Annotated in this window: 22 protein-coding genes and 1 other RNA gene; 16 read left to right on the top strand and 7 right to left on the bottom strand. The window is 61.1% G+C overall.

The window, feature by feature from the left end:
- The first annotated feature begins 82 nt into the window (after positions 1-82).
- The 10 genes from exuR to ACUXAC_RS19135 all read left to right on the top strand — a co-directional run bounded on the left by exuR (position 83) and on the right by ACUXAC_RS19135 (position 6,198).
- A complete protein-coding gene (gene exuR, locus ACUXAC_RS19180; protein WP_033636102.1) occupies positions 83-859 on the top strand; it encodes a transcriptional regulator ExuR in 777 nt (258 codons plus the stop codon).
- 186 nt (positions 860-1,045) lie between these two features.
- A complete protein-coding gene (locus ACUXAC_RS19175; protein ID WP_060424701.1) occupies positions 1,046-1,492 on the top strand; it encodes a hypothetical protein in 447 nt (148 codons plus the stop codon).
- Between the two features lie 136 nt (positions 1,493-1,628).
- Positions 1,629-2,309 (top strand): DedA family protein, encoded by a 681-nt coding sequence (locus ACUXAC_RS19170; protein ID WP_049198505.1) that lies wholly within the window; start codon positions 1,629-1,631, stop codon positions 2,307-2,309.
- On the top strand, positions 2,306-2,680 hold the full coding sequence (gene mzrA / locus ACUXAC_RS19165) for an EnvZ/OmpR regulon moderator MzrA (RefSeq protein ID WP_004937130.1): 375 nt from the start codon (positions 2,306-2,308) through the stop codon (positions 2,678-2,680). Before ACUXAC_RS19170 ends, mzrA begins: the two co-directional genes overlap by 4 nt.
- Positions 2,681-2,921: 241 nt before the next feature.
- Positions 2,922-3,293 (top strand): DUF1090 domain-containing protein, encoded by a 372-nt coding sequence (locus ACUXAC_RS19160; protein WP_084827508.1) that lies wholly within the window; start codon positions 2,922-2,924, stop codon positions 3,291-3,293.
- Positions 3,294-3,457: 164 nt separating this feature from the next.
- Positions 3,458-3,763, top strand: a complete 306-nt coding sequence (locus ACUXAC_RS19155; protein ID WP_060424699.1) for a DUF883 family protein — start codon at positions 3,458-3,460, stop codon at positions 3,761-3,763.
- A 2-nt stretch (positions 3,764-3,765) separates the two neighbouring features.
- Entirely contained in the window at positions 3,766-4,167 is a 402-nt protein-coding gene (locus tag ACUXAC_RS19150; RefSeq protein ID WP_015379160.1) for a phage holin family protein, read from the top strand.
- Positions 4,164-4,451 (top strand): YqjK-like family protein, encoded by a 288-nt coding sequence (locus ACUXAC_RS19145; RefSeq protein ID WP_004937121.1) that lies wholly within the window; start codon positions 4,164-4,166, stop codon positions 4,449-4,451. Before ACUXAC_RS19150 ends, ACUXAC_RS19145 begins: the two co-directional genes overlap by 4 nt.
- Before the next feature lie 294 nt (positions 4,452-4,745).
- A complete protein-coding gene (locus ACUXAC_RS19140; RefSeq protein WP_004937119.1) occupies positions 4,746-5,141 on the top strand; it encodes a DoxX family protein in 396 nt (131 codons plus the stop codon).
- 70 nt (positions 5,142-5,211) lie between these two features.
- On the top strand, positions 5,212-6,198 hold the full coding sequence (locus ACUXAC_RS19135) for a glutathione S-transferase family protein (RefSeq protein ID WP_060424696.1): 987 nt from the start codon (positions 5,212-5,214) through the stop codon (positions 6,196-6,198).
- Positions 6,199-6,248: 50 nt separating this feature from the next.
- Here the strand turns inward: ACUXAC_RS19135 and ACUXAC_RS19130 are convergent, their stop codons facing one another.
- On the bottom strand, positions 6,249-7,145 hold the full coding sequence (locus ACUXAC_RS19130; RefSeq protein WP_004937113.1) for a LysR family transcriptional regulator: 897 nt from the start codon (positions 7,143-7,145) through the stop codon (positions 6,249-6,251).
- A 107-nt stretch (positions 7,146-7,252) separates the two neighbouring features.
- On the opposite strand from ACUXAC_RS19130, the gene ACUXAC_RS19125 reads away from it, so the two are divergent.
- Positions 7,253-7,954, top strand: a complete 702-nt coding sequence (locus ACUXAC_RS19125) for a pirin family protein (RefSeq protein ID WP_049273683.1) — start codon at positions 7,253-7,255, stop codon at positions 7,952-7,954.
- Between the two features lie 57 nt (positions 7,955-8,011).
- On the opposite strand, the gene rnpB is transcribed toward ACUXAC_RS19125, so the two are convergent.
- Positions 8,012-8,389, bottom strand: an RNA gene (rnpB, locus tag ACUXAC_RS19120) — RNase P RNA component class A.
- 41 nt (positions 8,390-8,430) lie between these two features.
- Positions 8,431-9,294 carry a 16S rRNA (cytidine(1402)-2'-O)-methyltransferase gene (rsmI, locus tag ACUXAC_RS19115; protein WP_004937108.1) on the bottom strand — a complete coding sequence of 288 codons (864 nt, stop codon included), beginning with the start codon at positions 9,292-9,294 and terminating at the stop codon, positions 8,431-8,433.
- A gap of 62 nt (positions 9,295-9,356) precedes the next feature.
- Between rsmI and ACUXAC_RS19110 the strand changes: the two genes are divergently transcribed.
- From ACUXAC_RS19110 to dolP, 4 genes are read left to right on the top strand one after another with little or no spacing between them, the layout of a single operon-like run.
- Positions 9,357-11,396 (top strand): penicillin-binding protein activator, encoded by a 2,040-nt coding sequence (locus tag ACUXAC_RS19110; RefSeq protein WP_308342916.1) that lies wholly within the window; start codon positions 9,357-9,359, stop codon positions 11,394-11,396.
- The gene (locus ACUXAC_RS19105) at positions 11,393-11,746 is read left to right on the top strand and encodes a YraN family protein (RefSeq protein WP_094300729.1); all 354 of its coding nucleotides are present in this window, start codon (positions 11,393-11,395) and stop codon (positions 11,744-11,746) included. The genes ACUXAC_RS19110 and ACUXAC_RS19105 overlap by 4 nt, the downstream gene beginning before the upstream one ends.
- A gap of 51 nt (positions 11,747-11,797) precedes the next feature.
- Positions 11,798-12,388, top strand: a complete 591-nt coding sequence (gene diaA, locus ACUXAC_RS19100) for a DnaA initiator-associating protein DiaA (RefSeq protein ID WP_004937103.1) — start codon at positions 11,798-11,800, stop codon at positions 12,386-12,388.
- A 9-nt stretch (positions 12,389-12,397) separates the two neighbouring features.
- A complete protein-coding gene (gene dolP / locus ACUXAC_RS19095; RefSeq protein WP_004937101.1) occupies positions 12,398-12,973 on the top strand; it encodes a division/outer membrane stress-associated lipid-binding lipoprotein in 576 nt (191 codons plus the stop codon).
- Positions 12,974-13,013: 40 nt separating this feature from the next.
- On the opposite strand, the gene mtgA is transcribed toward dolP, so the two are convergent.
- The 4 genes from mtgA to ACUXAC_RS19075 all read right to left on the bottom strand — a co-directional run bounded on the left by mtgA (position 13,014) and on the right by ACUXAC_RS19075 (position 18,003).
- On the bottom strand, positions 13,014-13,745 hold the full coding sequence (gene mtgA, locus ACUXAC_RS19090; RefSeq protein WP_187321787.1) for a monofunctional biosynthetic peptidoglycan transglycosylase: 732 nt from the start codon (positions 13,743-13,745) through the stop codon (positions 13,014-13,016).
- Positions 13,742-14,395, bottom strand: a complete 654-nt coding sequence (elbB, locus tag ACUXAC_RS19085; RefSeq protein WP_187321788.1) for an isoprenoid biosynthesis glyoxalase ElbB — start codon at positions 14,393-14,395, stop codon at positions 13,742-13,744. The genes mtgA and elbB overlap by 4 nt, the downstream gene beginning before the upstream one ends.
- 237 nt (positions 14,396-14,632) lie before the next feature.
- Positions 14,633-16,972 carry an aerobic respiration two-component sensor histidine kinase ArcB gene (gene arcB, locus ACUXAC_RS19080; RefSeq protein WP_087763593.1) on the bottom strand — a complete coding sequence of 780 codons (2,340 nt, stop codon included), beginning with the start codon at positions 16,970-16,972 and terminating at the stop codon, positions 14,633-14,635.
- Between the two features lie 92 nt (positions 16,973-17,064).
- Positions 17,065-18,003 (bottom strand): TIGR01212 family radical SAM protein, encoded by a 939-nt coding sequence (locus ACUXAC_RS19075; RefSeq protein WP_060424679.1) that lies wholly within the window; start codon positions 18,001-18,003, stop codon positions 17,065-17,067.
- A gap of 692 nt (positions 18,004-18,695) precedes the next feature.
- Here ACUXAC_RS19075 and gltB point away from each other — a divergent pair.
- The gene (gene gltB / locus ACUXAC_RS19070; RefSeq protein ID WP_084827504.1) at positions 18,696-23,156 is read left to right on the top strand and encodes a glutamate synthase large subunit; all 4,461 of its coding nucleotides are present in this window, start codon (positions 18,696-18,698) and stop codon (positions 23,154-23,156) included.
- Positions 23,157-23,162: the final 6 nt, after the last annotated feature.

Raw genomic sequence — 23,162 nt, 5'->3', positions numbered from 1 at the left:
TCTGGCAGCGGTGCCGAATAAGTGGTATAACAAATCCGATGGCCACGCGCCCCCTCCCACCGCACCGTATAGAGCATTCACTATGGAATTCACCGAAACCAGACGCCTGTATCAGCAACTGGCCGCCGAGCTTAAGCAACGTATCGAAAGCGGCCGCTACCCGGTAGGCGACAAGCTGCCGGCCGAGCGATACATCGCCGAAGAGATGAATGTCAGCCGCACCGTGGTGCGCGAAGCGATCATCATGCTGGAAGTGGAAGGCTATGTGGACGTGCGCAAGGGATCCGGGATCCACGTGGTGTCCAACCAGCAAAAACACCTGGTGGTGCCGGGCGACAGCATCGAGTTCGCCACCGCGGGCCCGTTTGAGCTGCTGCAGGCGCGCCAGCTGATCGAAAGCAACATCGCCGAATTCGCCGCCACCCAGGTGACCAAACAAGATATCGTGCAGCTGATGGAGATCCAGGAGCACGCCCGCAAAGAGGATCGCTTCCGCGACTCGCAGTGGGATCTGAAGTTCCACGTGCAGGTGGCGCTGGCCACCCAGAACACCGCCATGGCCACCATCGTGGAAAAAATGTGGGTGCAGCGGGTCAACAACCCTTACTGGAAGAAACTGCACGAGCATATCGACGAACGTTCGATCGCCAGCTGGTGCGACGATCACGATCAGATCCTCAAGGCACTGATGCGCAAAGATCCTTACGCCGCTAAACTGGCGATGTGGCAGCACCTGGAAAACACCAAGCAGATGCTGTTTAACGCCACCAGCGACGACTTCGAATACAACGCCGACCGCTACCTGTTCGCCGAGAATCCGGTGGTGCATCTGGATGGCGTGAGCCACGAGCCGAAATAGCCCCGGCGGTCAAAAACCGTCGGCTTATGTCAGGTAATGTAAAATCCGCTGAATCGATGCCGGAACCGCCGTTTGCCGTGTACTATTTCACCGTCGGCAACGTAGATTTCCCTGTTGCCAATCGTGCTATTTTGGTAGAGTTAGCCCACTTTTTTACCCATTGCTGCGGGGGCGGGACGCGAATAAATGCGCTGGTTGTTTGCCATGCTGATTGCTGTTTTCTGCTGGACCGGTTCGGTCTCCGGCCAACAGCTATGCGTGGCGTCACCCAAGCCAACCCCCAGCGCGCTGAGCAGCCTGCCGCTGCTGGCGGAGCCGGCGCTTTCCCCCTATGATCATGTGTATCGGGCGCCGGCCGAAGCGCGCCGCAAAGCCCCCGGCAAGTTGCCGCTGCTGCTGCCCAGAGCGCACTCTTTCCCCGGTTCGCTGCTCGCGTCCTCCCTGACGGCACCGGTCTATACCCTGGCCGCAGAGCCGGGCTACCGAATTCGTTTCCCCCGCCAGGACACCCCGGCCCCCAACCGGCTTGCCCAGGTCGACTGGACGCTGGACGCCTCCAGGCAACAGAGTCGGCAGGCCGGCTGGAAAGAAAGCAACATGCAGTACCGTGGCACGCTGACTTACCACCTATGACCGGTGTCGCACCGCTTAGAAACCTTAAAGCAACGCCGTTTCATCGTTATCAGCATTCAGGATCGCCGCGCGCTTTCAGCCCACGCCCGCTCCGCCGCTGAGATAAAAATAAACAATGACGTTTTAGGAACACCGGATGGATATCATTAAAGAACTGATACATGCCTTGTGGCAGCAGGATTTTGAGACGCTGGCGAACCCTTCGTTGGTGTGGACCCTCTACATTCTGCTGTTCATGATCCTGTTTTTGGAAAACGGCCTGCTGCCGGCCGCTTTCCTGCCGGGCGACAGCCTGCTGATCCTGGTTGGCGTGCTGATCGCCAAAGGCACCATGGGCTTCCCGCTGACCATCGTCATCCTGACCGTCGCCGCCAGCCTGGGGTGCTGGGTCAGCTATATACAGGGCCGATGGCTCGGCAATACGCGAACGGTGCAAGGCTGGCTTTCGCACCTGCCGGCCCACTACCATCAGCGCGCTCACAACCTGTTCCACCGCCACGGGCTTTCCGCCCTGCTGGTCGGCCGCTTCCTGGCCTTCGTGCGCACCCTGCTGCCGACCATCGCCGGCCTGTCCGGCCTGAGCAACGCGCGCTTCCAGTTCTTCAACTGGATGAGCGGCCTGCTGTGGGTCTTGATCCTGACGACGCTGGGTTTCGCGCTGGGGAAAACCCCGGTGTTCCGCAAGTATGAAGATCAGCTGATGTTCTGCCTGATGATGTTGCCGCTGGTGTTGCTGGTGGTCGGGCTGGTCGGCTCGCTGATCGTGCTGTGGCGCAAAAAACGCGCCGGCAGCCAGAATCCGGGGAAAGGGGCGTGACAGCAAAGCGCCCGCGCTGGCAATACGTCTTGATGATCGCGCTCGCCCTGCTGGCGTTGGCGACGCTGTTGGTGCCCTGCATGGTGCGCACCGAGAGCGAGCTGCGCATTCGCGCCAGCCAGCAAGGGCTGTCGCTGCCCGACGGTTTTTACGTCTATCAGCGCCTGGATGAGCGCGGCATCCGCATCAAAAGCATTACGCCGGAAGGCGATGGCCTGGTCATCCGTCTGGATTCGCCGGAGCAGCAATTGCTGGCGCGCGAAGCGCTGCAAACCATCCTGCCGCCCGGTTACCACATCGCGTTGAGCGAGTCCCCCGTGCCGTCGCACTGGGTACGCGAATTTGCGCGTTCCCCACTCAATCTGGGATAATCCCCTTCATAGGAAGGGGTTTCCTTTCATTGCCATTATCTTCATTTTCATTCGCATTGATTAGCTCAAGAATTAATCAGTCGGCACTGAGTCACGGCTGATTCTTTGGGGGCACGCCGGTTTCATGACTATGCTGAAGGGTAACTTCAGCCGGCGATGAACGCCCTCCTCTCGCGCTGCCGCCTTCGGCAGTCAGGAAAGCGGATGCCTGTTCAGGCATCCCATGAAAAGGAACTGAAAGATGAAATTACGCCATTCACTGTTACTGCTGTTGCCACTCTGCACGCTGCCGTCGCTCGCTTCGGCCGCTGAGGGCGGCTGCGCCGCCAAAGCGCAAGACATCCAGCAGCAAATCGACTACGCCACCCAACACGGCAACACCCACCGCGTGGACGGGCTGAAAAAAGCGCTGAGCGAAGTGCAGACTCACTGTACTGAAGCCGGCCTGCAGGCCGAACGCCAGAAAAATATCGCGGAGAAGCAGCGCAAGGTCGACGAGCGCCGGCAGGAACTGAAAGAAGCACAGCAAACCGGCAAGCTGGACAAGGTCGCCAAGAAGCAGCAAAAGCTGGCGGAAGCGCAGGCTGAGCTGAAACGCGCCCAGGCGGAATAATTTTTTTACACCAGCGGATTTATCGATGAGAGCCCCATCACACGGGATTTCTTAAGCATATGGAATTGATGCCTGGTGTTATCTGCTGGCCATCACCCCTTTGCTCCGGCGAAAAAATCCGCTATGTTAAAAGTCTGTCGAAATAAACGTTAAGGAATAATCACATGGCACATGATTCAAATGCAGAAAACTTACGCGCTGAACTGAAGTCCTTAGCCGATACGCTGGAGGAAGTGCTGAACTCCTCCACCGATAAGCCGAAAGCCGAGCTGGAGAAGCTGCGTTCGAAAGCGGAAGGCGCGCTGAAAGAGAGCCGCGCTCGCCTGAGCGACGCCGGTGACAAGCTGGCTTCGCAAACCAAACAGATCGCCGGTCAGGCCGACGACTACGTGCGCGACAACCCGTGGACCGGCATCGGTATCGGCGCGGCGGTCGGCGTCGTGCTGGGCGTGCTGCTCGCGCGTCGTTAATCATGGCTGAACAACCGCAAGTGCGCGCGCAGGGCCCCGCTAAAGGGGTCCTGGATATCGGTCAGCGCATCATCACGATCCTGGTCGGCATGGTGGAAACCCGTGTCCGGCTGGCGGTGGTCGAGCTGGAAGAGGAGAAAGCCAACCTCATTCAGCTGCTGATCATGGCCGGTATGACGCTGCTGTTCACCGCCTTCGGTTTGATGAGCCTGCTGATCCTGATCTTCTGGGCCATCGATCCGGTCTACCGGCTGGTGGCGCTGGGCGCCACGACCGGCGTGCTGCTGTTCCTGGCCGTGGTCGGCACCATCTGGACGCTGGTCAAGGCCCGTCGCACCACGCTGCTCGGCGCCACGCGCAAGCAGCTGGAACTCGACCGCGCCGAACTGGAGCGCGAGCCATGAGCCGCCGCCGCTACCTGGAATGGAAAAAAGAGAGGCTGATTCGCCAGATCCAGCAGCAACGCCTGGATCTGGCCGAACACAAGTCTCTGTGGTTGGAGAAGACCGAACGCATCGACCGCGGCTGGCAAACGGTGTTTGGCCTGCGCCGCTATCTGGTGCTCGGTTCCAGCGTCATGGCGCTATACGGCATTCGCCACCCCAGCAAGATGATCCGCTGGTCGCGCCGCGCTTTCGGTGCCTGGAGCGCTATCCGCCTGTTTAAAAAGACCTTCTCCGCCAAGTAAGCCCCACGCCTTTCCTTCAAACATCCTGTTGCTCCGCCCTCGTTTTCCCCCTAAAACAGCGCTGCTTATCCCGAGGGCCGGGCAACCTGCTGACCAGCGTCAGTTTATTAGCACGCTAAAGATTCAGATTTTTTGAAAAATTACGACAGTTTTACTTGCTAACAACCTGAGCACTTCCCGCTTAACATTCACTCCATCAATACGATATGGGCCGGACAGGGTGAGAGACCCGATATACCGCCCGTTGATATGACTACCGCCGAACAGGCGCACAAAAACACTTTGGAGTAGATGATGAAAAAATTAGAAGATACAGGTTTGCTGGTTGCTCGTATTCTGATGCCAATCCTGTTTATCGTGGCAGGCTACGGCAAAATGGGTGACGCTTATGCCGGTACCCAACAGTACATGCAATCGATGGGCGTGCCTGGCTTCTTGCTGCCGCTGACCATCCTGCTGGAATTTGGCGGCGGTCTGGCGATCCTGTTCGGTTTCCTGACCCGCACCGTAGCGCTGTTCACTGCCGGCTTCACCATTCTGACCGCGCTGCTGTTCCACACTGACTTTGCGGAAGGCGTAAACCAGCTGATGTTCATGAAAAACCTGACCATCGCCGGCGGCTTCATCGTGTTGGCGGTTGCAGGCCCGGGCGGCTTCAGCATCGACCGTCTTCTGAACAAGAAATGGTAATCTAAACTGTCATTCAGGGCCCGGCATGCCGGGCCCTGTCGCTTTTCACTCGGACACCAAGGAGATTCCCATGGGACAACTCGTCGATGGCGTTTGGCAAGACATCTGGTATGACACGAAATCTACCGGCGGCCGTTTCAAACGTTCAACCGCTCAGTTTCGCAATTGGGTGACCGCCGACGGTCAGCCGGGCGAACACGGCGCAGGCGGCTTCCAGGCCGAAGCGGGCCGTTATCACCTGTATGTTTCTCTCGCCTGCCCCTGGGCGCACCGCACGCTGCTGATGCGCAAACTGAAAGGGCTGGAGCAGATCATTCCGGTCTCGGTAGTGCACCCGCTGATGCTGAAAAACGGCTGGACCTTCGGCCAGGATTTTCCTGAAACCACCGGCGATCCGTTGTATCACGCCGACTTCCTGTATCAGATCTACCTGCAGGCCGATCCGCACTACAGCGGGCGCGTGACCGTGCCGGTACTGTGGGATAAACAGCGGCAAACCATCGTCAGCAACGAATCCGCCGACATCATCCGCATGTTCAACAGCGCGTTTGACGGCGTGGGGGCCCGCGCGGGCGATTACTACCCGGCCGAGCTGCGCGGCAAAATCGATGAGCTGAACGGTTGGATTTACGATCAGGTGAACAACGGCGTGTACAAGGCCGGTTTCGCCACCAGCCAGGAAGCGTATGACGAAGCGGTCAACGGGGTCTTCAACGCGCTGGAGCGCCTGGAGCAGATCCTGGGGCAGCACCGCTACCTGACCGGCGATCGGCTGACCGAAGCCGACCTGCGTCTGTGGACCACGCTGGTGCGCTTCGATCCGGTGTACGTCACCCACTTCAAGTGCGATAAACACCGCATCAGCGACTACCTGAACCTGTACGGTTTCCTGCGCGACATCTACCAGATGCCGGGCATTGCCGACACGGTCAGCCTGCCGCACATTCGCAACCACTACTACCGCAGCCACGCCACCATCAACCCGCACGGCATCATTTCCATCGGGCCGGCGCAGGATCTGGACGAGCCGCACGGCCGCGATCGGCTCTTCGGCTAAGACAAAAAAATCCCCTTGCCGCCCGGCAAGGGGATGTCATCCCACCGACGTTAACGCTGCGCGAACAGGCGCGGAATTTCGCGCAGGAACCAGGCTTTCGCCTCCCCCATGCTGTCGCGTCGCCAGGCCATGATGATATCGGCTTCGCGGCTGTATTCCGGCCCCACCACGCGCAGCCGCCCGGCCTCGATGTCTTTCTCCACCATCGGATACGGCATGGTCGCCACCCCCAGCCCGGCCAGCAGCGCCAGACGCTTGTCTTCGATGGTGCTCACCGTCAGACGCTGCTGCTTATCCAGCAGCTGCACGGTCAACACCGGGCGCTCGCGGGCGGTATCCGCCACCGCGATGCCGCGGTACTTCACGCGGGTCACCTCGGACAACGGCTCCGGCTCCTGGTGGATAGGATGATCCGGCGCGGCGACGTAAACGCTCATTACCTTGTACAGTTTGCGGGTGTTGATCTCCGACGACGCGCGAAAATGCATGTCCGGCGCGATCACGATGTCGGCGCGCCCCTGCTCCAGCCGTTCCCAGGCGCCCGCCAGCACCTCGGTGAAAATCGACACCTGGGTGTTGGCCTTCAGCGCCAGCTTGTCCACCAGCGGAAACAGCAGGCTTGGCGGCGACAGCGCTTCGCTGACGATAGTCAGGTGGGTTTCCCAACCGCGCGCCAGCGCCTCGGCGTCGGTGGTCAGCTTGTCGGCCGCTTCCAGCAGCACCCGCCCGCGCTCCAGCAACATGCGCCCTACGTTGGTGAACTTGGTGCGGTGGCCCGAACGGTCGAACAGCACCACGTCCAATTCTTCTTCCAATTTTTGCATGGTGTAGCTGAGCGCCGACGGCACCCGGCCCAATTCGTCGGCGGCCGCGGCGAAGCTGCCGCGGCGGTCGATCGCGTCCATCACTCTCAGCGCCTCAAGCGTGAGCGCCCGATCTCTGGCCATCACATCCCTCTGTCAGGAAATTTGAATATGCCGACCAGATTAACTGGCTAACAATCCGACGTCCAGATGCTTACCATTTGGATAATGAATTTAGAGAGCCGATTGCCATGATTACATGCAGAACAGCACAACAATGCGGGCAAGCTGACTTTGGTTGGCTGCAGGCTCGCTACACTTTTTCCTTTGGTCACTACTTCGATCCCAAACTGATGGGCTATGCGTCGCTGCGGGTGCTGAATCAGGAGGTACTGGCGCCGGGCGCGTCGTTCCAGCCGCGCACCTATCCCAGCGTGGATATCCTGAACCTGATCCTGCAGGGCGAGGCGGAATACCGCGACAGCGACGGCAACGCCGCGCGCGCCAAAGCCGGCGAAGCGCTGCTGCTGGCCACCCAGCCAGGCCTGAGCTACAGCGAACAGAACGTCAGCAGCGATACGCCGCTGACCCGCCTGCAGCTGTGGCTGGACGCCTGCCCGGAACGCAACAACGAGCGGGTGCAGCGCCTAACGCTGCCGACGGCGGGCAACCTGCTGCTGGCCTCACCGGACGGCGCGCAGGGCAGCCTGCAGCTGCGCCAGCAGGTCTGGATCCACCATCTCGATCTGCAGCCGGGCGAAGAGCAAACGCTGACGATTAACGGGCCGCGCGCCTATTTGCAGTCGATTCACGGCACCATCGCCGCCACCGGCGAACGCCACGAAGCGCAGCGCCTGACCTGCGGCGACGGCGCCTTCGTACGCGAGGAGAATCGCCTGACGATCCGCGCCGAGACCCCGCTGCGCGCGCTGCTGATTGACCTGCCGGTGTAAGCCGGCCGGAAAACGAAAAACCCCGCGCAACTTGCGTTGCGCGGGGTTTTCTTTTGTCGAGGGAGTTGACCGGTAAGCCGGGTTCTGTCGTGGACAGTCATTCCTCTAGGCCAGCAATCGCTCACTGGCTCAAGCAGCCTACCCGGGTTCAGTACGGGCCGTACCATGTGAACCCCTATTTGGCCTTGCTCCGGGTGGAGTTTACCGTGCCACGAACTGTTGCCAGCCGCGCGGTGCGCTCTTACCGCACCCTTTCACCCTTACCTGATCCCGCTTGCGCGGGCCATCGGCGGTTTGCTCTCTGTTGCACTAGTCGTAGGCTTGCGCCTCCCAGGCGTTACCTGGCACCCTGCCCTATGGAGCCCGGACTTTCCTCCCCTCCATCTGTCTCCCCGAAGAGGACGGCAATGAAGCGGCGACTGTCTGGTCAACTCCGGCGCGGATAGTAGCGTCGCGGCGGCGACAGGTCAACCGCTTTACGGCTGTTGTTGCTCCAGCGCGTGCTTATACAGCGCATTTTTCTTCACGCCGTGGATTTCCGCCGCCAGCGCCGCCGCCTTTTTCAGCGGCAGCTCTTTTTGCAGCAGCGCCAGCGTGCGCAGCGCCTCGAGCGGCAACGCATCCTCCTGCGCCTTGTGGCCTTCGACGATCAGCACCATCTCGCCGCGGCGGCGCACTTCATCTTCCTGCACCCACGCCAGCAGTTCGCCCACCGGCGCACCGTGGATAGATTCCCAGGTTTTGGTCAGCTCGCGCGCCAGCACCACATAGCGCTGCGGGCCCCAGACGGTGACCATGTCCTGCAGGCTTTCCAGCAGGCGGTGAGTGGATTCGTAGAAAATCAGCGTGCGCGGTTCCTCCGCCAGCGCCATCAGCGTATCCTTGCGCCCCTTGGTTTTCGCCGGCAGGAAGCCTTCATAGCAGAAGCGGTCGGAAGCGACGCCCGCAGCGCACAGCGCGGTGGTGGCGGCGCAGGCGCCCGGCAGAGGCACCACGCGAATGCCGGCCTCGCGGCAGCGGCGCACCAGGTGATAACCGGGATCGTTGATCAGCGGCGTGCCGGCGTCGGACACCAGCGCGATGCTCTGGCCTTCCTGCAGTTTCGCCAGCAGCTGATCGGCCTTTTGCTGTTCGTTGTGGTCATGCAGCGCGAACAGACGCGCGTTGATCGCGAAGTGTTGCAGCAGCAATCCGGTATGGCGCGTGTCTTCCGCCGCGATCAGATCAACGCTTTTCAGTACCTCTAACGCACGGTGAGTGATATCGCCCAGATTGCCGATAGGGGTGGGCACCACATACAGCGTTGATGCAGAAATGACTGATTGTTGGTGTTGATTCATTGTTTCATCCGGGTTGCCGATTTAATATTGAGCATCTTGAAAAAAACATCACTGGATACAGTATGCTTTCCTCAACATTCGTTCGTACCAAAGCAGGGCGTTCCAAGCCTGTCCGACTTACCGCAGTCATCGCGGCCGCCCTTTTCCTGGCAGGCTGTCCAAGTCGGGCCCCGCAAACGCCGCCCGCCAATATACAGGACGAAGCGAACGCCAGCTCCGATTACTACCTGCAGCAGTTGCAGCAAAGCAGCGATGATAACAAGGCTGACTGGCAATTACTTGCTATTCGCGCCTTGCTGCGTGAAGGAAAACTGCCGCAGGCCGGCGACCAGTTGAATCAACTGCCGAAAAACCTCAGCGGTGCGCAGCAGACTGAACGCCAGTTGCTGACCGCCGAACTGCAGATCGCCAACAAGAGCTACGTCAGCGCCCGCAGCACGCTGGGCCATCTGGACAGCGCTTCGCTGTCGCCGAATCAGAAGGTGCGCTACTACCAGGCGCAGATTGCCGCCAATCAGGGCAAAGCGTCGCTGCCCTTGATCCGCGCCTATATCGCTCAGGAGCCGTTGCTGACCGGCAAACCGCACCAGGACAACCTGGATCAGACCTGGCAGGCGCTGCTGCAGCTGACGCCGCAGGAGATGAACAGCCTGGTGATCAACGCCGACGAGAACGTGCTGCAAGGCTGGCTGGATCTGCTGCGCGTCTATCAGGACAACAAGCAGGATCCCGATCTGCTGAAGGCCGGCATCAAAGACTGGCAGAACCGTTATCCGAAGAACCCGGCGGCCAAAACGCTGCCCGCTCGCCTGAACCAGGTGCTGAACTTCACCCAGGCCTCCACCTCGAAAATCGCCCTGCTGCTGCCGTTGAACGGCCAGGCGAAAGTGTTCGCCGACGCCATCCAGCAAGGCTTCGAAGCGGCGAAAAACGGCGGTTCCATGCCGGCACCGCAGCCTCAAGCCGCGCAACCGGCTAGCGCACCGGCCCAAACGGCGCCGACCGATCAGGCCGCCACGGGTGACATCAACGCCAACGGCGCGGTCAGCCCTTCGGCGCAAGAGAGCCAGCCTGCCGTGACCGCCGCGCAACCGGCGGCGCCGTCCAGTGCGCCGATAACGCCGCTGCAGGCCGCTAACGCACAGGTCAAAGTGTACGATACCACCAGCCAGCCGTTGGCCGCCTTGCTGAGCCAGGCGCAGCAGGATGGCGCCACCCTGGTGGTCGGGCCGCTGCTGAAAGAGAACGTCGATCAGTTGTCCGCCAGCACCACCACGCTGAACGTGCTGGCGCTCAACCAGCCGGAAACGCCGAAGGACAATCTGAACATCTGTTACTTCGCCCTGTCGCCGGAAGATGAAGCGCGCGACGCCGCCCGCCACATCTGGGAACAGCAGAAGCGTCAACCGCTGCTGCTGGTGCCGCGCGGCGCCTTCGGCGATCGCGTCGCCAAGGCCTTTAACCAGGAATGGCAGAAGCAAGGCGGGCAAACCGTGCTGCGTCAGGACATCGGCTCTGCCGGCGAACTGCGCCAGATGGTCAACAGCGGCGGCATCCGCATGACCGGCACGCCGATATCGAGCGCCCCGGCGCCGCAGAGCGTGACCATCGCCGGATTGACCATTCCTGCGCCGCCGAGCGACGTGCCCGCCGCGACCGGCGGTAGCGTCGACGCGGTGTATATCGTCGCCACCCAGTCTCAGCTGACGCTGATCAAACCGATGATCGACATGGCCACCAGCTCGCGCGGCAAGCCGGCGATGTACGCCAGCTCGCGCAGCTATCAGGCCGGTGCCGGCCCGGACTTCCGCCTGGAAATGGAAGGCCTGCAGTTCAGCGACATCCCGCTGCTGGCCGGTTCAAACCCTCAGCTGTTGCAACAGGCCAGCGCGCGCTTCCGCAACGACTACTCGCTGGTGCGCCTGTATGCGATGGGGATGGATGCCTGGACATTGGCCAACCACTTTGCTGAAATGCGCCAGCTGCCGGGCTTCCAGGTTTCCGGCACCACCGGTACGCTGAGCGCGTCGCCGAACTGCGTGATCAACCGCAAACTGCCTTGGCTGCAATACCGTCAGGGTACGGTCGTTCCGGTCTCTTGAACCCACGCGCCTCAGGGGCGGGCTATGAGTTACTGGCCCGCCGTCACCTGGAACACGCCGGGCTCACCTTCTGCGCCGCCAACGTCGCGGTGCGCGGCGGTGAGCTCGACCTCATCATGCGCGACGGCGCCACCTGGGTGTTCGTCGAAGTGCGCTACCGCCGCAACGACGCCTTCGGCGGCGCGGCCGCCAGCGTCACCTTTCGCAAACAACAGCGGTTGCTGCATGCCGCCGCCGTCTGGCTGGCGGGGCGCGGAGCCAGTTTTGACACATCATCTTGCCGTTTTGATGTTTTGGCCATTACCGGTAGCCAGTTAGAATGGATACCCAACGCCTTCAATGCGGATTAATCGGGGTTTTGCGGCGCAGACCGGCCCTTTGACTTAGTGGATTAATACAACGTGCTGGATAGAATTAAAGTCTGTTTTACCGAAAGCATCCAAACCCAGATCGCGGCGGCGGAAGCATTGCCGGACGCCATTTCCCGCGCTGCGATGACGCTGGTTCAATCCTTACTCAACGGCAACAAAATCCTGTGCTGCGGCAACGGCACCTCGGCGGCCAACGCGCAGCACTTCGCCGCCAGCATGATCAACCGTTTTGAAACCGAGCGCCCCAGCCTGCCGGCCATCGCCCTCAACGCCGACAACGTGGTGCTGACGGCGATCAGCAACGATCGGCTGCACGACGAAGTGTACGCCAAGCAGGTGCGCGCGCTCGGGCACACCGGCGACGTGCTGCTGGCGATTTCCACCCGCGGCAACAGCCGTGATATTGTGAAAGCGGTCGAGGCGGCCGTCACGCGCGATATGACCATCGTCGCGCTCACCGGCTACGACGGCGGCGAGCTGGCCGGGCTGCTCGGCCAGCAGGATGTCGAGATCCGCATCCCGTCGCACCGCAGCTCGCGCATTCAGGAAATGCATATGCTGACCGTAAACTGCCTGTGCGATCTGATAGACAATACGTTATTCCCCCACCAGGACGATTAAGGAACTGAGATGAAGCTAAAAGCCACATTTGCAGTGCTGTCCAGCGCCCTGCTGTTGCAAGGCTGTATTGCCGGCGTCGTCGTCGGCAGTGCAGCCGTCGCGACCAAAACCGCCACCGACCCGCGCAGCGTCGGAACCCAGGTGGATGACGGCACGCTGGAAGCCAGGGTCGAAAGCGCTCTGAGCAAAGACCAGCAGTTGAAGAAAGACGCCCGGGTGGTCGCCACCGCCTATCAGGGCAAAGTGCTGTTGACCGGCCAGTCGCCTAACGCCGATCTCACCGCGCGCGCCAAGCAGATCGCCATGGGCGTGGAAGGCACGACCGAAGTGTATAACGAAATCCGTCAGGGCACGCCGGTCAGCCTGAGCACCGCGTCCTCCGACACCTGGATCACCACCAAGGTGCGTTCGCAGCTGCTCACCAGCGATACGGTGAAATCATCCAACGTGAAGGTCACCACCGAAAACGGCGAAGTGTTCTTGCTGGGCCTGGTCACCCAACAGGAAGGGCAGTCGGCGGCGCAGATCGCCAGCCAGGTGAGCGGCGTGAAGCACGTCACCACCGCCTTTACCTATGTGAAGTAATCCGTTCTGGCGGGAGCGGCACCGTGCTGCTCCCGCCCGTTTAATCCAGCTTGTTCTCGCTTAAAAACGCTTCCCCGCCCAGCTGCCGCATCTGGCGCATGATCCACTGCTGTCGCTGTATCACATAGCCGGAAGGCGCATCGGCCCTGAAGCGATGCGGATTCGGCAATACCGCCGCCAACAGCGCCGCTTCCGCCGCGCTTAGCCGTTTGGCCGGCTTATGGAAAAAGCGTTGTGAAGCCTCTTCAACGCCAAACACCCCGTCGCCGAACTCGACGATGTTCAGATACACCGTCAGAATGCGCCGCTTGGTCCACACCAGCTCGATGCCCGACGTCAATCCGGCCTCAAGCCCTTTGCGTAGCCAGCTGCGGCCATCCCACAGAAACAGGTTCTTGGCGGTTTGCTGCGACAGCGTGGACGCGCCGCGGATGCGCGTCGGGCGCTTCTCGTTGTGGCTGAGCGCCTTTTCAATGGCCGCCACGTCGAAGCCCCAATGGTCTGGAAACTTCTGATCCTCCGCCGCCATCACCGCCAGCGTCATCTGCGGCGAGATGTCGTCCATCGACACCCAATCCGAATGGGCGACGTAGCCAAAGTCGCCGCTCAGCCAGGCGCTGACTTGCCGCTCCACCATCACGGCGGAAAACGGCACCGGCAGGAAGGCAAAGGCCACAATGCCCAACACCCACAGGCCGAGAATCGCGATGACCCCGCGCTTCAGCCAATACCACGGGCGCAGTCGCCGCCATCCGCCGAGCGATTTTCTCATTCAGCCATTTCCAGTACCCGCGCCACCAGCTTATCGATACCGAGGGCCGCCCGCGCGATCGACGGCGCCAGCATATAGGCCGGCGTGGTCACGACTTTGTGTTCGCTGTCCACCACGATATCGTCTACCGGACAAATCACCGGCTCGCCGCCCATGGCGTCAATCACTTCTCCCAGGTCCGGATCGTTGCCAATGGTCAGCCGCGCTTGTTGATCCAGCAGTTTCGGCAACAGCGCCGGCGCGATGCACATCAGGCCAATTGGTTTGCCGGCCTTATGCATCTCGCGCGTCAGACGCGCCAAATCCTCATCGACCCAACATTCCGCGCCGGCTTCGGCGAAATTGCTGAGGTTCTTGGCGGCGCCGAAGCCGCCGGGCACGATCAGCGCATCCAGCTGCGCGGCCTCCGCCAGCGCCAGCGGCTGCACCACGCCGCGGGCAATGCGCGCCGACTCGATCAGAACATTGCGCGACTCCGTCATCTCCTCACCTGATAAGTGATTAATAACATGACATTGTGGTTTATCGGGCGCAAAGCACACCGCCTGCGCGCCGGCACGGTCCAACGCCAGCAGCGTCAGCACCGCTTCATGGATCTCCGTACCGTCATAAACACCGCTGCCGCTGAGGACGACACCCACCTTTTTCATCACTCTTACTCCTGTCGCTGCTGTCAACTGGTTCGTGCTCGGAGTTGACAAACACTAATCTACATCACACATTTTAATGAATCTTCTAACAAGAGCGCTTACATTTGCTATGTTGTTGGCTGTATGATGTTTAGGAATTCGCTACAACCTGCTCGACCAGAACACTGAAACCAATACGCAGGTTCACAATTTCCCTGGTGTTGGCGCAATATTCGCGCACCCCGGCTTAGGTCGGGGTCATTTTTTTTCAGCGTTCTCTACCCAAGCCCGCAGTACCTGCACGTCGTTGCGCCACTCTTGCTTCAACTCATCCACCCAATCCTGCACGTTATCCCACCAGGCCGGCAGCGTCGGCGTTTGAATCTGTTGCGCCAGCTGCTGCAGGTGGCGCAGACCGACCGAACCGGCGGCGCCTTTGATCTTGTGCCCTTCCTCGGTGATGCCTTTCTGATCGCGCGCCGTCATGTTGGAATCCAGCACCGCCAGATAGCCCGGCATCATCTGTTCGAACATCTCCAGGCTTTGGTGGATCAGCTGCGGGCCAACCAGGTCCATGTACTGTTCCAGCATCGCGGTATCGAGTAACGACTCATTAATCTGCATCGCCTTGTGCTCCGTTTTCTTTGAAGTGTGAGAAGGTTGATGATCCCAATAGTGTTTGATGACCTGGGTCAACGCCGGCACCGACAGCGGCTTGCTCAGCACATCGTCCATGCCCGCCTCGAGGTACTCTTTTTTGTCTTTCAGCACGTTGGCGGTCAGGGCCACCAGCGGCGGCAGCGCCTGCCCGGCGTAGCGCTCGCGCAGTACCCGGGCGATGTCCAGCCCGGTCATGTCCGGCAGCTGAATGTCCAGCAGCACCAGATCGAACTCGTCCGGGTCGAACATCGCCAGCGCGTCGTGGCCGTTCATCGCCACCTCGACGCTGTTGCCCAGCTTTTCCAGCACCGAACGCGCCACGATCACGTTCAGCTCGATATCCTCCACCAGCAGGATGTGCAGCGCCGGCAACGGCAGCTCCTCTTCCTCCGGCGCCGCGCTGGCGGCTTCCTGCACCGCCGGCGCCTGAATGGTCAGGGTGAAGCAAGAACCGTGCCCTTGTTCGCTGCGTACGGTGATGTCGCCACCCATGCTCTGCGCCAGTCGCTTGGAGACCGCCAGCCCGATGCCGGTGCCGGTGGCCGGGCGGCCGCCGCGCTGATCTTTCACCTGGTAATACATGGCGAAGATCTTGTCCTGCTCGTCCTGCGGGATGCCCATGCCCGAGTCTTCCACCTCGAACACCAGCTTCTCCTGCGCCTCGCGCCGCACGCGCACCACGATTTGCCCCTGCTGGGTGAATTTCACCGCGTTGCCGATCAGGTTCCACAAAATCTGCCGCAGGCGCGTACCGTCGGTCACGATCTGCTGCGGCAGCGGCGTCTGCGGCTCCATGATGAACTGCAGCCCTTTCGGCTGCGCCAACAGGCCGGAGAGGTTCTCTAGATCCGCCAGGAAGCCGGTGAAGTCCACCGGCTGGTTGTCGAGCTGCACCTTGCGCCGCTCGAGCTTATCCATTTCGATAATGTCGTTGAAGATATTGCCGAGGGTGATGGCGCTGACGTGAATGGTCTTCAGGTATTTCAGCTGCTCGTCGTTCAGCTCGGTATCGAGCAGGATACGGCTCAGGCCAACGATGCCGTTAAGCGGCGTACGCAGCTCGTGGCTGATCGTAGAGATAAAGGTGGTCTTCTCCCTGCTGGCGTTCTCCAGCGCGTCCTGGTAGCGCTTACGCTCGGTAATATCGCGGCCGAAGCCCATCAGCCCGTGGCGTTTGCCCACCCGGTCATAAAACGGGACCTTGCGCAGCTCGAAACAGGCCTTGCGGCCATCGGGATACACCAGCCACTGTTCGTAGGTCAGCGAGACGTTGTGGCGGAACACCTTCTCGTCGGTCTCAATGACCTTTTCGGCGATCTCCTGGCCGTAGACGTCGAACGGCGTCAGGCCAATCAGCTGCTTCTCGCTCTTGCCGGTCAGCAGCTCCATCGCGCGGTTGCAGCCGGAAAATTCTTTGTCTTCGTTGCGGTAGTAGACCAGATCCGGCGAGGCATCGAGGAAGGAACGCAGCAGCGCCGATTGCTGGCCCAGCTCAATCTGCGCCAGTTCACGCTGTTCCATCTCTTCCGTCAGCTTGTCCATCACCTGCAGGCGCTCTTCTTCCGCCTTGATACGGTCAGCGATCTCCTGGTTCAGCTGGCTGATATTGTCCTTAAGCTGCTGATTGAGCTCCAGATCGCGGTGGCGCATTTCCTCCAGCTTGTCCACCAGCCGCGCCAGCCGCTGGCGCGACTCCTCCAGCTGCTCCACCACCACCGAGAGGAAGTAGACCGCCCACGGGGTGATCAACAGGCCGAAGAAGATCGAACGCACCACGTCGATGCTTTCCACTTCGCCGCGCAGCAACATGGTCACAGCCATCTGCACCACCATCGCCAGCACCACCAGCGCCGAGGCCAGCAGCAGCGAGAAGCGCACCAACCCCAGTTTCACCATTAAATCGACGTAGTACTGGGCCAACACCCGGATTTGCTTCATAGCGGCTCCCATCAGACACAATCTTTTGAATCATACCGTAAAACAGCGGTGAGATAAGGCGGCAAACGCCGAAGTGTGGCAAAGATTGCACTTCAGAGCGGCATTCCAGGGCGGTAGCGCCGCTTTTCATCCAGCGCGCTGCCCTGCCCGCCGTATTGCTGCAGATAAGCGCCCACCGCCTGCATGCCGCTCCAGCGGTTTTCGCACCACAGCGGCGCCAGCAGCGTGGGCCGACGGGCGCTGGCGGACAGGCGGTGATACACCACCTCGCCAGGCGTGTGGCGGATCATCTCCCCGGCGCTGACGGCGTAGTCCTCCAGCGCCAGTTCGGGCAAACGCCCGGCTCGCCACGCGCGGGCCAGGGTACTGCCAGTGACGACGTGCAGCGGATGCAGCTTGATGCCATCCACGCCGGACTCCACCACCCGCTGCAGCGTGAGCAGATGATCGCGCTGGGTTTCTCCCGGCAGCCCGACGATCAGATGGCAGCACACCTTCAGCCCGCGCTGCCGGGCCCGTTGCGCGGTCTGCTGATAGCAGCGGAAATCATGGCCGCGGTTGATGCGTTTGAGCGTTTTATCGTGCGCTGTCTGCAGCCCCAGCTCCAGCCACACTTCATAACCCTCCTCGCGATACCCCGTCAGCAGATCCAATGCGGCGGGCGGCACGCAGTCCGGCCGGGTGCCGACGCACAGGCCGACCATCTCACTCTGCGCCAACGCCTGCCGATACATCGACGCCAACAATTCGACCTCCGCATAGGTGCTGGTATAGGCCTGGAAATAGGCCAGATAGCGCCGCGCCCGGTTGACCCGCGCGGCCTGCTGCGCCAGCTGTTCGGCGATACTTTGCCGCTGCATCGCCTCATCGGCAAACGAAGCGACGTTGCAAAACGTACAGCCGCCGCGCCCCAACGTGCCGTCGCGGTTAGGGCAGCTGAATCCGCCGTGCAGCGTGAGTTTATGGATCTTTTCGCCATAGCGGCGCTGGAGATCTGCGCCAAACATATTGACTAATTGCGGCAACTGCATAATCTTGGTGATTCTCTGTGTTCAAAGCCGCGATGCTAATAAGAAACGGCTTTTCCCGCGATGACAGAGATCAACGCTTTCCCCGCAAGGCGCCACCAGGCATAACTATTCATCATAAATGCAAATCAATTCACTATAATTCTGATGAATTATTCTAATCGTCGCGCAACCGTTAACGGCAATATGACAATGCGGTGAAAAACAGTGACAAACATCAACAAAGAAATATCTTATAGAATAAAATTCTGCCATTAACCCCCGCACTAGCATGGTGCAGAGATTAAGGGGTTGCACTATAGTGAGACAGCTCACACTTCTGTGGGGATCGGCGTTGCCCCACGATAGTGCAAAAACACATTAAAATACTTATTTTTCAAATAAATAAACATCATCAATTCGATAAGAATCTATCTTAAGCCCACATTTGACCTGCGAATTCTTTCTCGCTAAGTTGGAAGTCCGCTGGAAGCTTTCTGGACGGGCAAACGTCTCGTCATATTTATGCAGTAATTGAAGACTCCCTCTTAAAACAAGTCCTATACCACTTGTGAGACCGTCACGAGAGGCCATTGATGGAGGGCGGAAAAGCAGATTAGCGGGGTTAACTTGCTGATTGGACTTCTGCCTGAAATTGGGAAGCCCCCTCGCAGTAGGTTGTGAGAGTCACGCAGAGCCTGGGGAGGTTCACTGATATGTTGTACGATAAATCCCAAGAGAGGGACAACTGTGGTTTCGGCCTGATCGCCCACATAGAAGGCGAACCTAGCCACAAGGTGGTTCGCACCGCCATTCACGCGCTGGCCCGCATGCAACACCGCGGCGCAATCCTGGCCGACGGCAAGACCGGCGACGGCTGCGGCCTGTTGCTGCAAAAACCCGATCGCTTCTTCCGCATGGTGGCGGAAGAGCGCGGCTGGCGTTTGGCCAAGAACTACGCCGTCGGCATGATGTTCCTCAGCCAGAATGAAGAGGAAGCGCGCCTCAGCCGCCGCATCGTGGAAGAAGAGCTGCAAAACGAAACGCTGTCGATCGTCGGCTGGCGTGAAGTGCCGACCAACCCGGACGTGCTGGGTGAAATCGCCCTCTCCTCCCTGCCGCGCATCGAGCAAATCTTCGTTAACGCCCCGGCCGGCTGGCGCCCGCGCGATATGGAGCGCCGCCTGTTCGTGGCGCGCCGCCGCATCGAGAAACGCGTGCAGGACAACAGCTTCTACGTCTGCAGCTTCTCCAACCTGGTGACGATCTATAAAGGCCTTTGCATGCCTGCGGATCTGCCGCGCTTCTATCTCGATCTGGCGGACCTGCGCCTGGAGTCGGCCATTTGCCTGTTCCACCAGCGCTTCTCCACCAACACCGTGCCGCGCTGGCCGCTGGCGCAGCCGTTCCGCTACCTGGCGCACAACGGCGAAATCAACACCATCACCGGCAACCGCCAGTGGGCGCGTGCCCGTACCTACAAATTCCAAACGCCGCTGATCCCGGATCTGCAAGCCGCCGCGCCGTTCGTCAACGAAACCGGCTCCGATTCCAGCTCGCTGGACAACATGCTGGAGCTGCTGCTGGCGGGCGGGATGGATCTCATCCGCGCCATGCGCCTGCTGGTGCCGCCGGCCTGGCAGAATAACCCGGACATGGACGGCGATCTGCGCGCCTTCTTCGACTTCAACTCGATGCACATGGAGCCGTGGGACGGCCCGGCCGGCATCGTGATGTCCGACGGCCGCTACGCCGCCTGTAACCTCGATCGCAACGGCCTGCGCCCGGCGCGCTATGTGATCACCAAAGACAAGCTGATCACCTGCGCCTCCGAAGTCGGCATCTGGGATTACCAGCCGGACGAAGTGGTGGAAAAAGGCCGCGTCGGCCCCGGCGAGCTGATGGTGATCGACACCCGCAGCGGCCGCATCCTGCACTCGGCGGAAACCGACAACGATCTGAAAAGCCGCCATCCGTATAAAGAGTGGATGGAGAAAAACGTCAAACGTCTGGTGCCGTTCGAAGATCTGCCGGACGATCAGGTCGGCAGCCGCGAGCTCGACGACGCGCAGCTCGAAACCTACCAGAAACAGTTCGGCTACAGCAGCGAAGAGCTGGATCAGGTGATCCGCGTGCTGGGCGAGATTGGCCAGGAAGCCACCGGCTCGATGGGCGACGATACCCCGTTCGCCGTGCTCTCCAGCCGGCCGCGCATCGTTTACGACTATTTCCGCCAGCAGTTCGCGCAGGTCACCAACCCGCCGATCGATCCGCTGCGCGAAGCGCACGTCATGTCGCTGGCCACCAGCATCGGCCGTGAAATGAACGTGTTCTGCGAAGCCGAAGGCCAGGCGCACCGCCTGAGCTTCAAATCGCCGATCCTGCTGTACTCCGATTTCAAACAGCTCACCACGCTGGAAGGCGAATACTATCGCGCCGAGACCCTCGATCTGACCTTCGATCCGCAGCAGCAGGATCTGGAGCAGACCATTCGCGCCCTGTGCGACGAAGCGGAACGCAAGGTGCGCGAAGGTGCGGTGCTGTTGGTGCTGTCCGACCGCGCCATCGCGCCCGGCCGCCTGCCGGTACCGGCTCCGATGGCGGTGGGCGCCGTGCAAACCCGCCTGGTGGAGAAAAGCCTGCGCTGCGACGCCAACCTGATCGTTGAAACCGCCAGCGCCCGCGATCCGCACCACTTCGCCGTGCTGCTCGGCTTCGGCGCGACCGCCATCTACCCGTACCTGGCCTATGAAACCCTGGCCAAGCTGGTGGACAGCCAGGCGATCGACAAGAAATACCGCGACGTGATGCTGAACTACCGCAACGGCATCAACAAAGGCCTGTACAAGATCATGTCCAAAATGGGCATCTCGACCATCGCCTCTTACCGCTGCTCCAAGCTGTTCGAAGCGGTCGGCCTGCACCGCGATCTGGCGGATCTGTGCTTCCAGGGCGTGGTCAGCCGCATCGGCGGCGCCAGCTTCAGCGATTTCCAGCAGGATCTGCAGAACCTTTCCAAGCGCGCCTGGCTGAAACGCAAGCCGCTGGAGCAAGGCGGCCTGCTGAAGTTCGTGCACGGCGGCGAATACCACGCCTACAACCCGGACGTGGTGAACTCGCTGCAAAAAGCGGTGCACAGCGGGGAATACAGTGACTATCAGGCCTACGCCAAGCTGGTGAACGAGCGGCCGGTCGCCATGCTGCGCGATCTGCTGGCCATCACGCCGAAAGGCGAACCGATCCCGGTCGATCAGGTTGAACCGGCGGAGTCGCTGTTCAAACGCTTCGACACCGCGGCGATGTCGATCGGCGCACTGAGCCCGGAAGCGCACGAGTCGCTGGCGATCGCCATGAACGGCCTCGGCGGCTTCTCCAACTCCGGCGAAGGCGGCGAAGATCCGGCGCGCTACCGCACCAACAAGGTGTCGCGCATCAAACAGGTGGCTTCCGGCCGCTTCGGCGTGACGCCGGCCTACCTGGTGAACGCCGACGTGATCCAGATTAAGGTGGCGCAGGGCGCCAAGCCGGGCGAAGGCGGCCAGCTGCCGGGCGACAAAGTCACTCCGTACATCGCCAGACTGCGTTACTCGGTGCCGGGCGTGACCCTGATCTCTCCGCCGCCGCACCACGACATCTACTCGATCGAAGATCTGGCGCAGCTGATCTTCGACCTGAAGCAGGTCAACCCGAAGGCGGTGATCTCGGTGAAACTGGTGTCCGAACCGGGCGTCGGCACCATCGCCACTGGCGTGGCGAAGGCCTATGCCGATCTCATCACCATCGCCGGTTACGACGGCGGCACCGGCGCCAGCCCGCTGTCCTCGGTGAAATACGCCGGCTGTCCGTGGGAGCTGGGCCTGGTGGAAACCCAGCAGGCGCTGGTGGCCAACGGCCTACGCCACAAGATCCGCCTGCAGGTGGACGGCGGCCTGAAAACCGGCGTGGACATCGTCAAAGCGGCGATCCTGGGCGCGGAAAGCTTCGGCTTCGGCACCGGGCCGATGGTGGCGCTGGGCTGTAAATACCTGCGCATCTGCCACCTCAACAACTGCGCGACCGGCGTCGCGACTCAGGACGACAAGCTGCGCCGCGATCACTACCACGGCCTGCCGGAACGCGTGACGAATTACTTCCAGTTTATCGCGCGTGAAACCCGCGAGATCATGGCGCAGCTGGGCGTGAGTCAACTGGTGGATCTGATCGGCCGCACCGAGTTCCTGACCGAGCTGGACGGCATCTCTGCCAAGCAGAACAAGCTGGATCTGTCGCCGCTGCTGAAAACCGCCACGCCGCATCCGGGTAAAGCGGTGTACTGCACCGAAAGCAGCAACCCGGCGTTCGACAAGGGCCTGCTGAACAAAGAACTGCTGGCGCAGGCGCAACCGTACATCGAAGCGAAGCAGGGTAAAACCTTCTACTTCGACATTCGCAACACCGACCGCTCCGTGGGCGCCATGCTGTCCGGCGCTATCGCCGACGTGCACGGCGATCAGGGCATGGCGGCCGATCCGATCAAGGCGCACTTCTCCGGCACCGCCGGGCAGAGCTTCGGCGTCTGGAACGCCGGCGGGGTCGAGCTGACCCTGACCGGCGACGCCAACGACTATGTCGGCAAAGGCATGGCCGGCGGCAGCATCGCGGTGCGTCCGCCGATCGGCTCCGCCTTCCGCAGCCATGAAGCCAGCATCGTCGGCAACACCTGCCTGTACGGCGCTACCGGCGGCAAGCTGTTCGCCGCCGGCCGCGCGGGCGAACGCTTCGCGGTGCGCAACTCCGGCGCCATCACCGTGGTGGAAGGCATCGGCGACAACGGCTGCGAATACATGACCGGCGGCATCGTCTGCGTGCTGGGTAAAACCGGCATCAACTTCGGTGCGGGCATGACCGGCGGTTTCGCCTACGTGCTGGACGAAGACGGCGAGTTCCGCAAGCGCGTGAACCCGGAGCTGGTGGAAGTGCTGGATGTCGATCAGCTGGCGATCCATGAGGAGCACCTGCGCGGCCTGATCACCGAACACGTGCAGGCGACCGGCTCTTCCCGCGCGGAAGAGATCCTGGCCAACTGGCCGGAGTGGGCACCGAAGTTCGCCCTGGTCAAACCGAAGTCCAGCGATGTCAAAGCGCTGTTGGGTCACCGTAGCCGTTCCGCAGCCGAGCTGCGGGTGCAGGCGCAGTAAGAGGTA

This window comes from Serratia sp. 121840015-1 (assembly GCF_053627655.1).
Note: the sequence above shows the minus strand (reverse complement) of the source record. Positions and strands in the feature narration are given on the sequence as shown.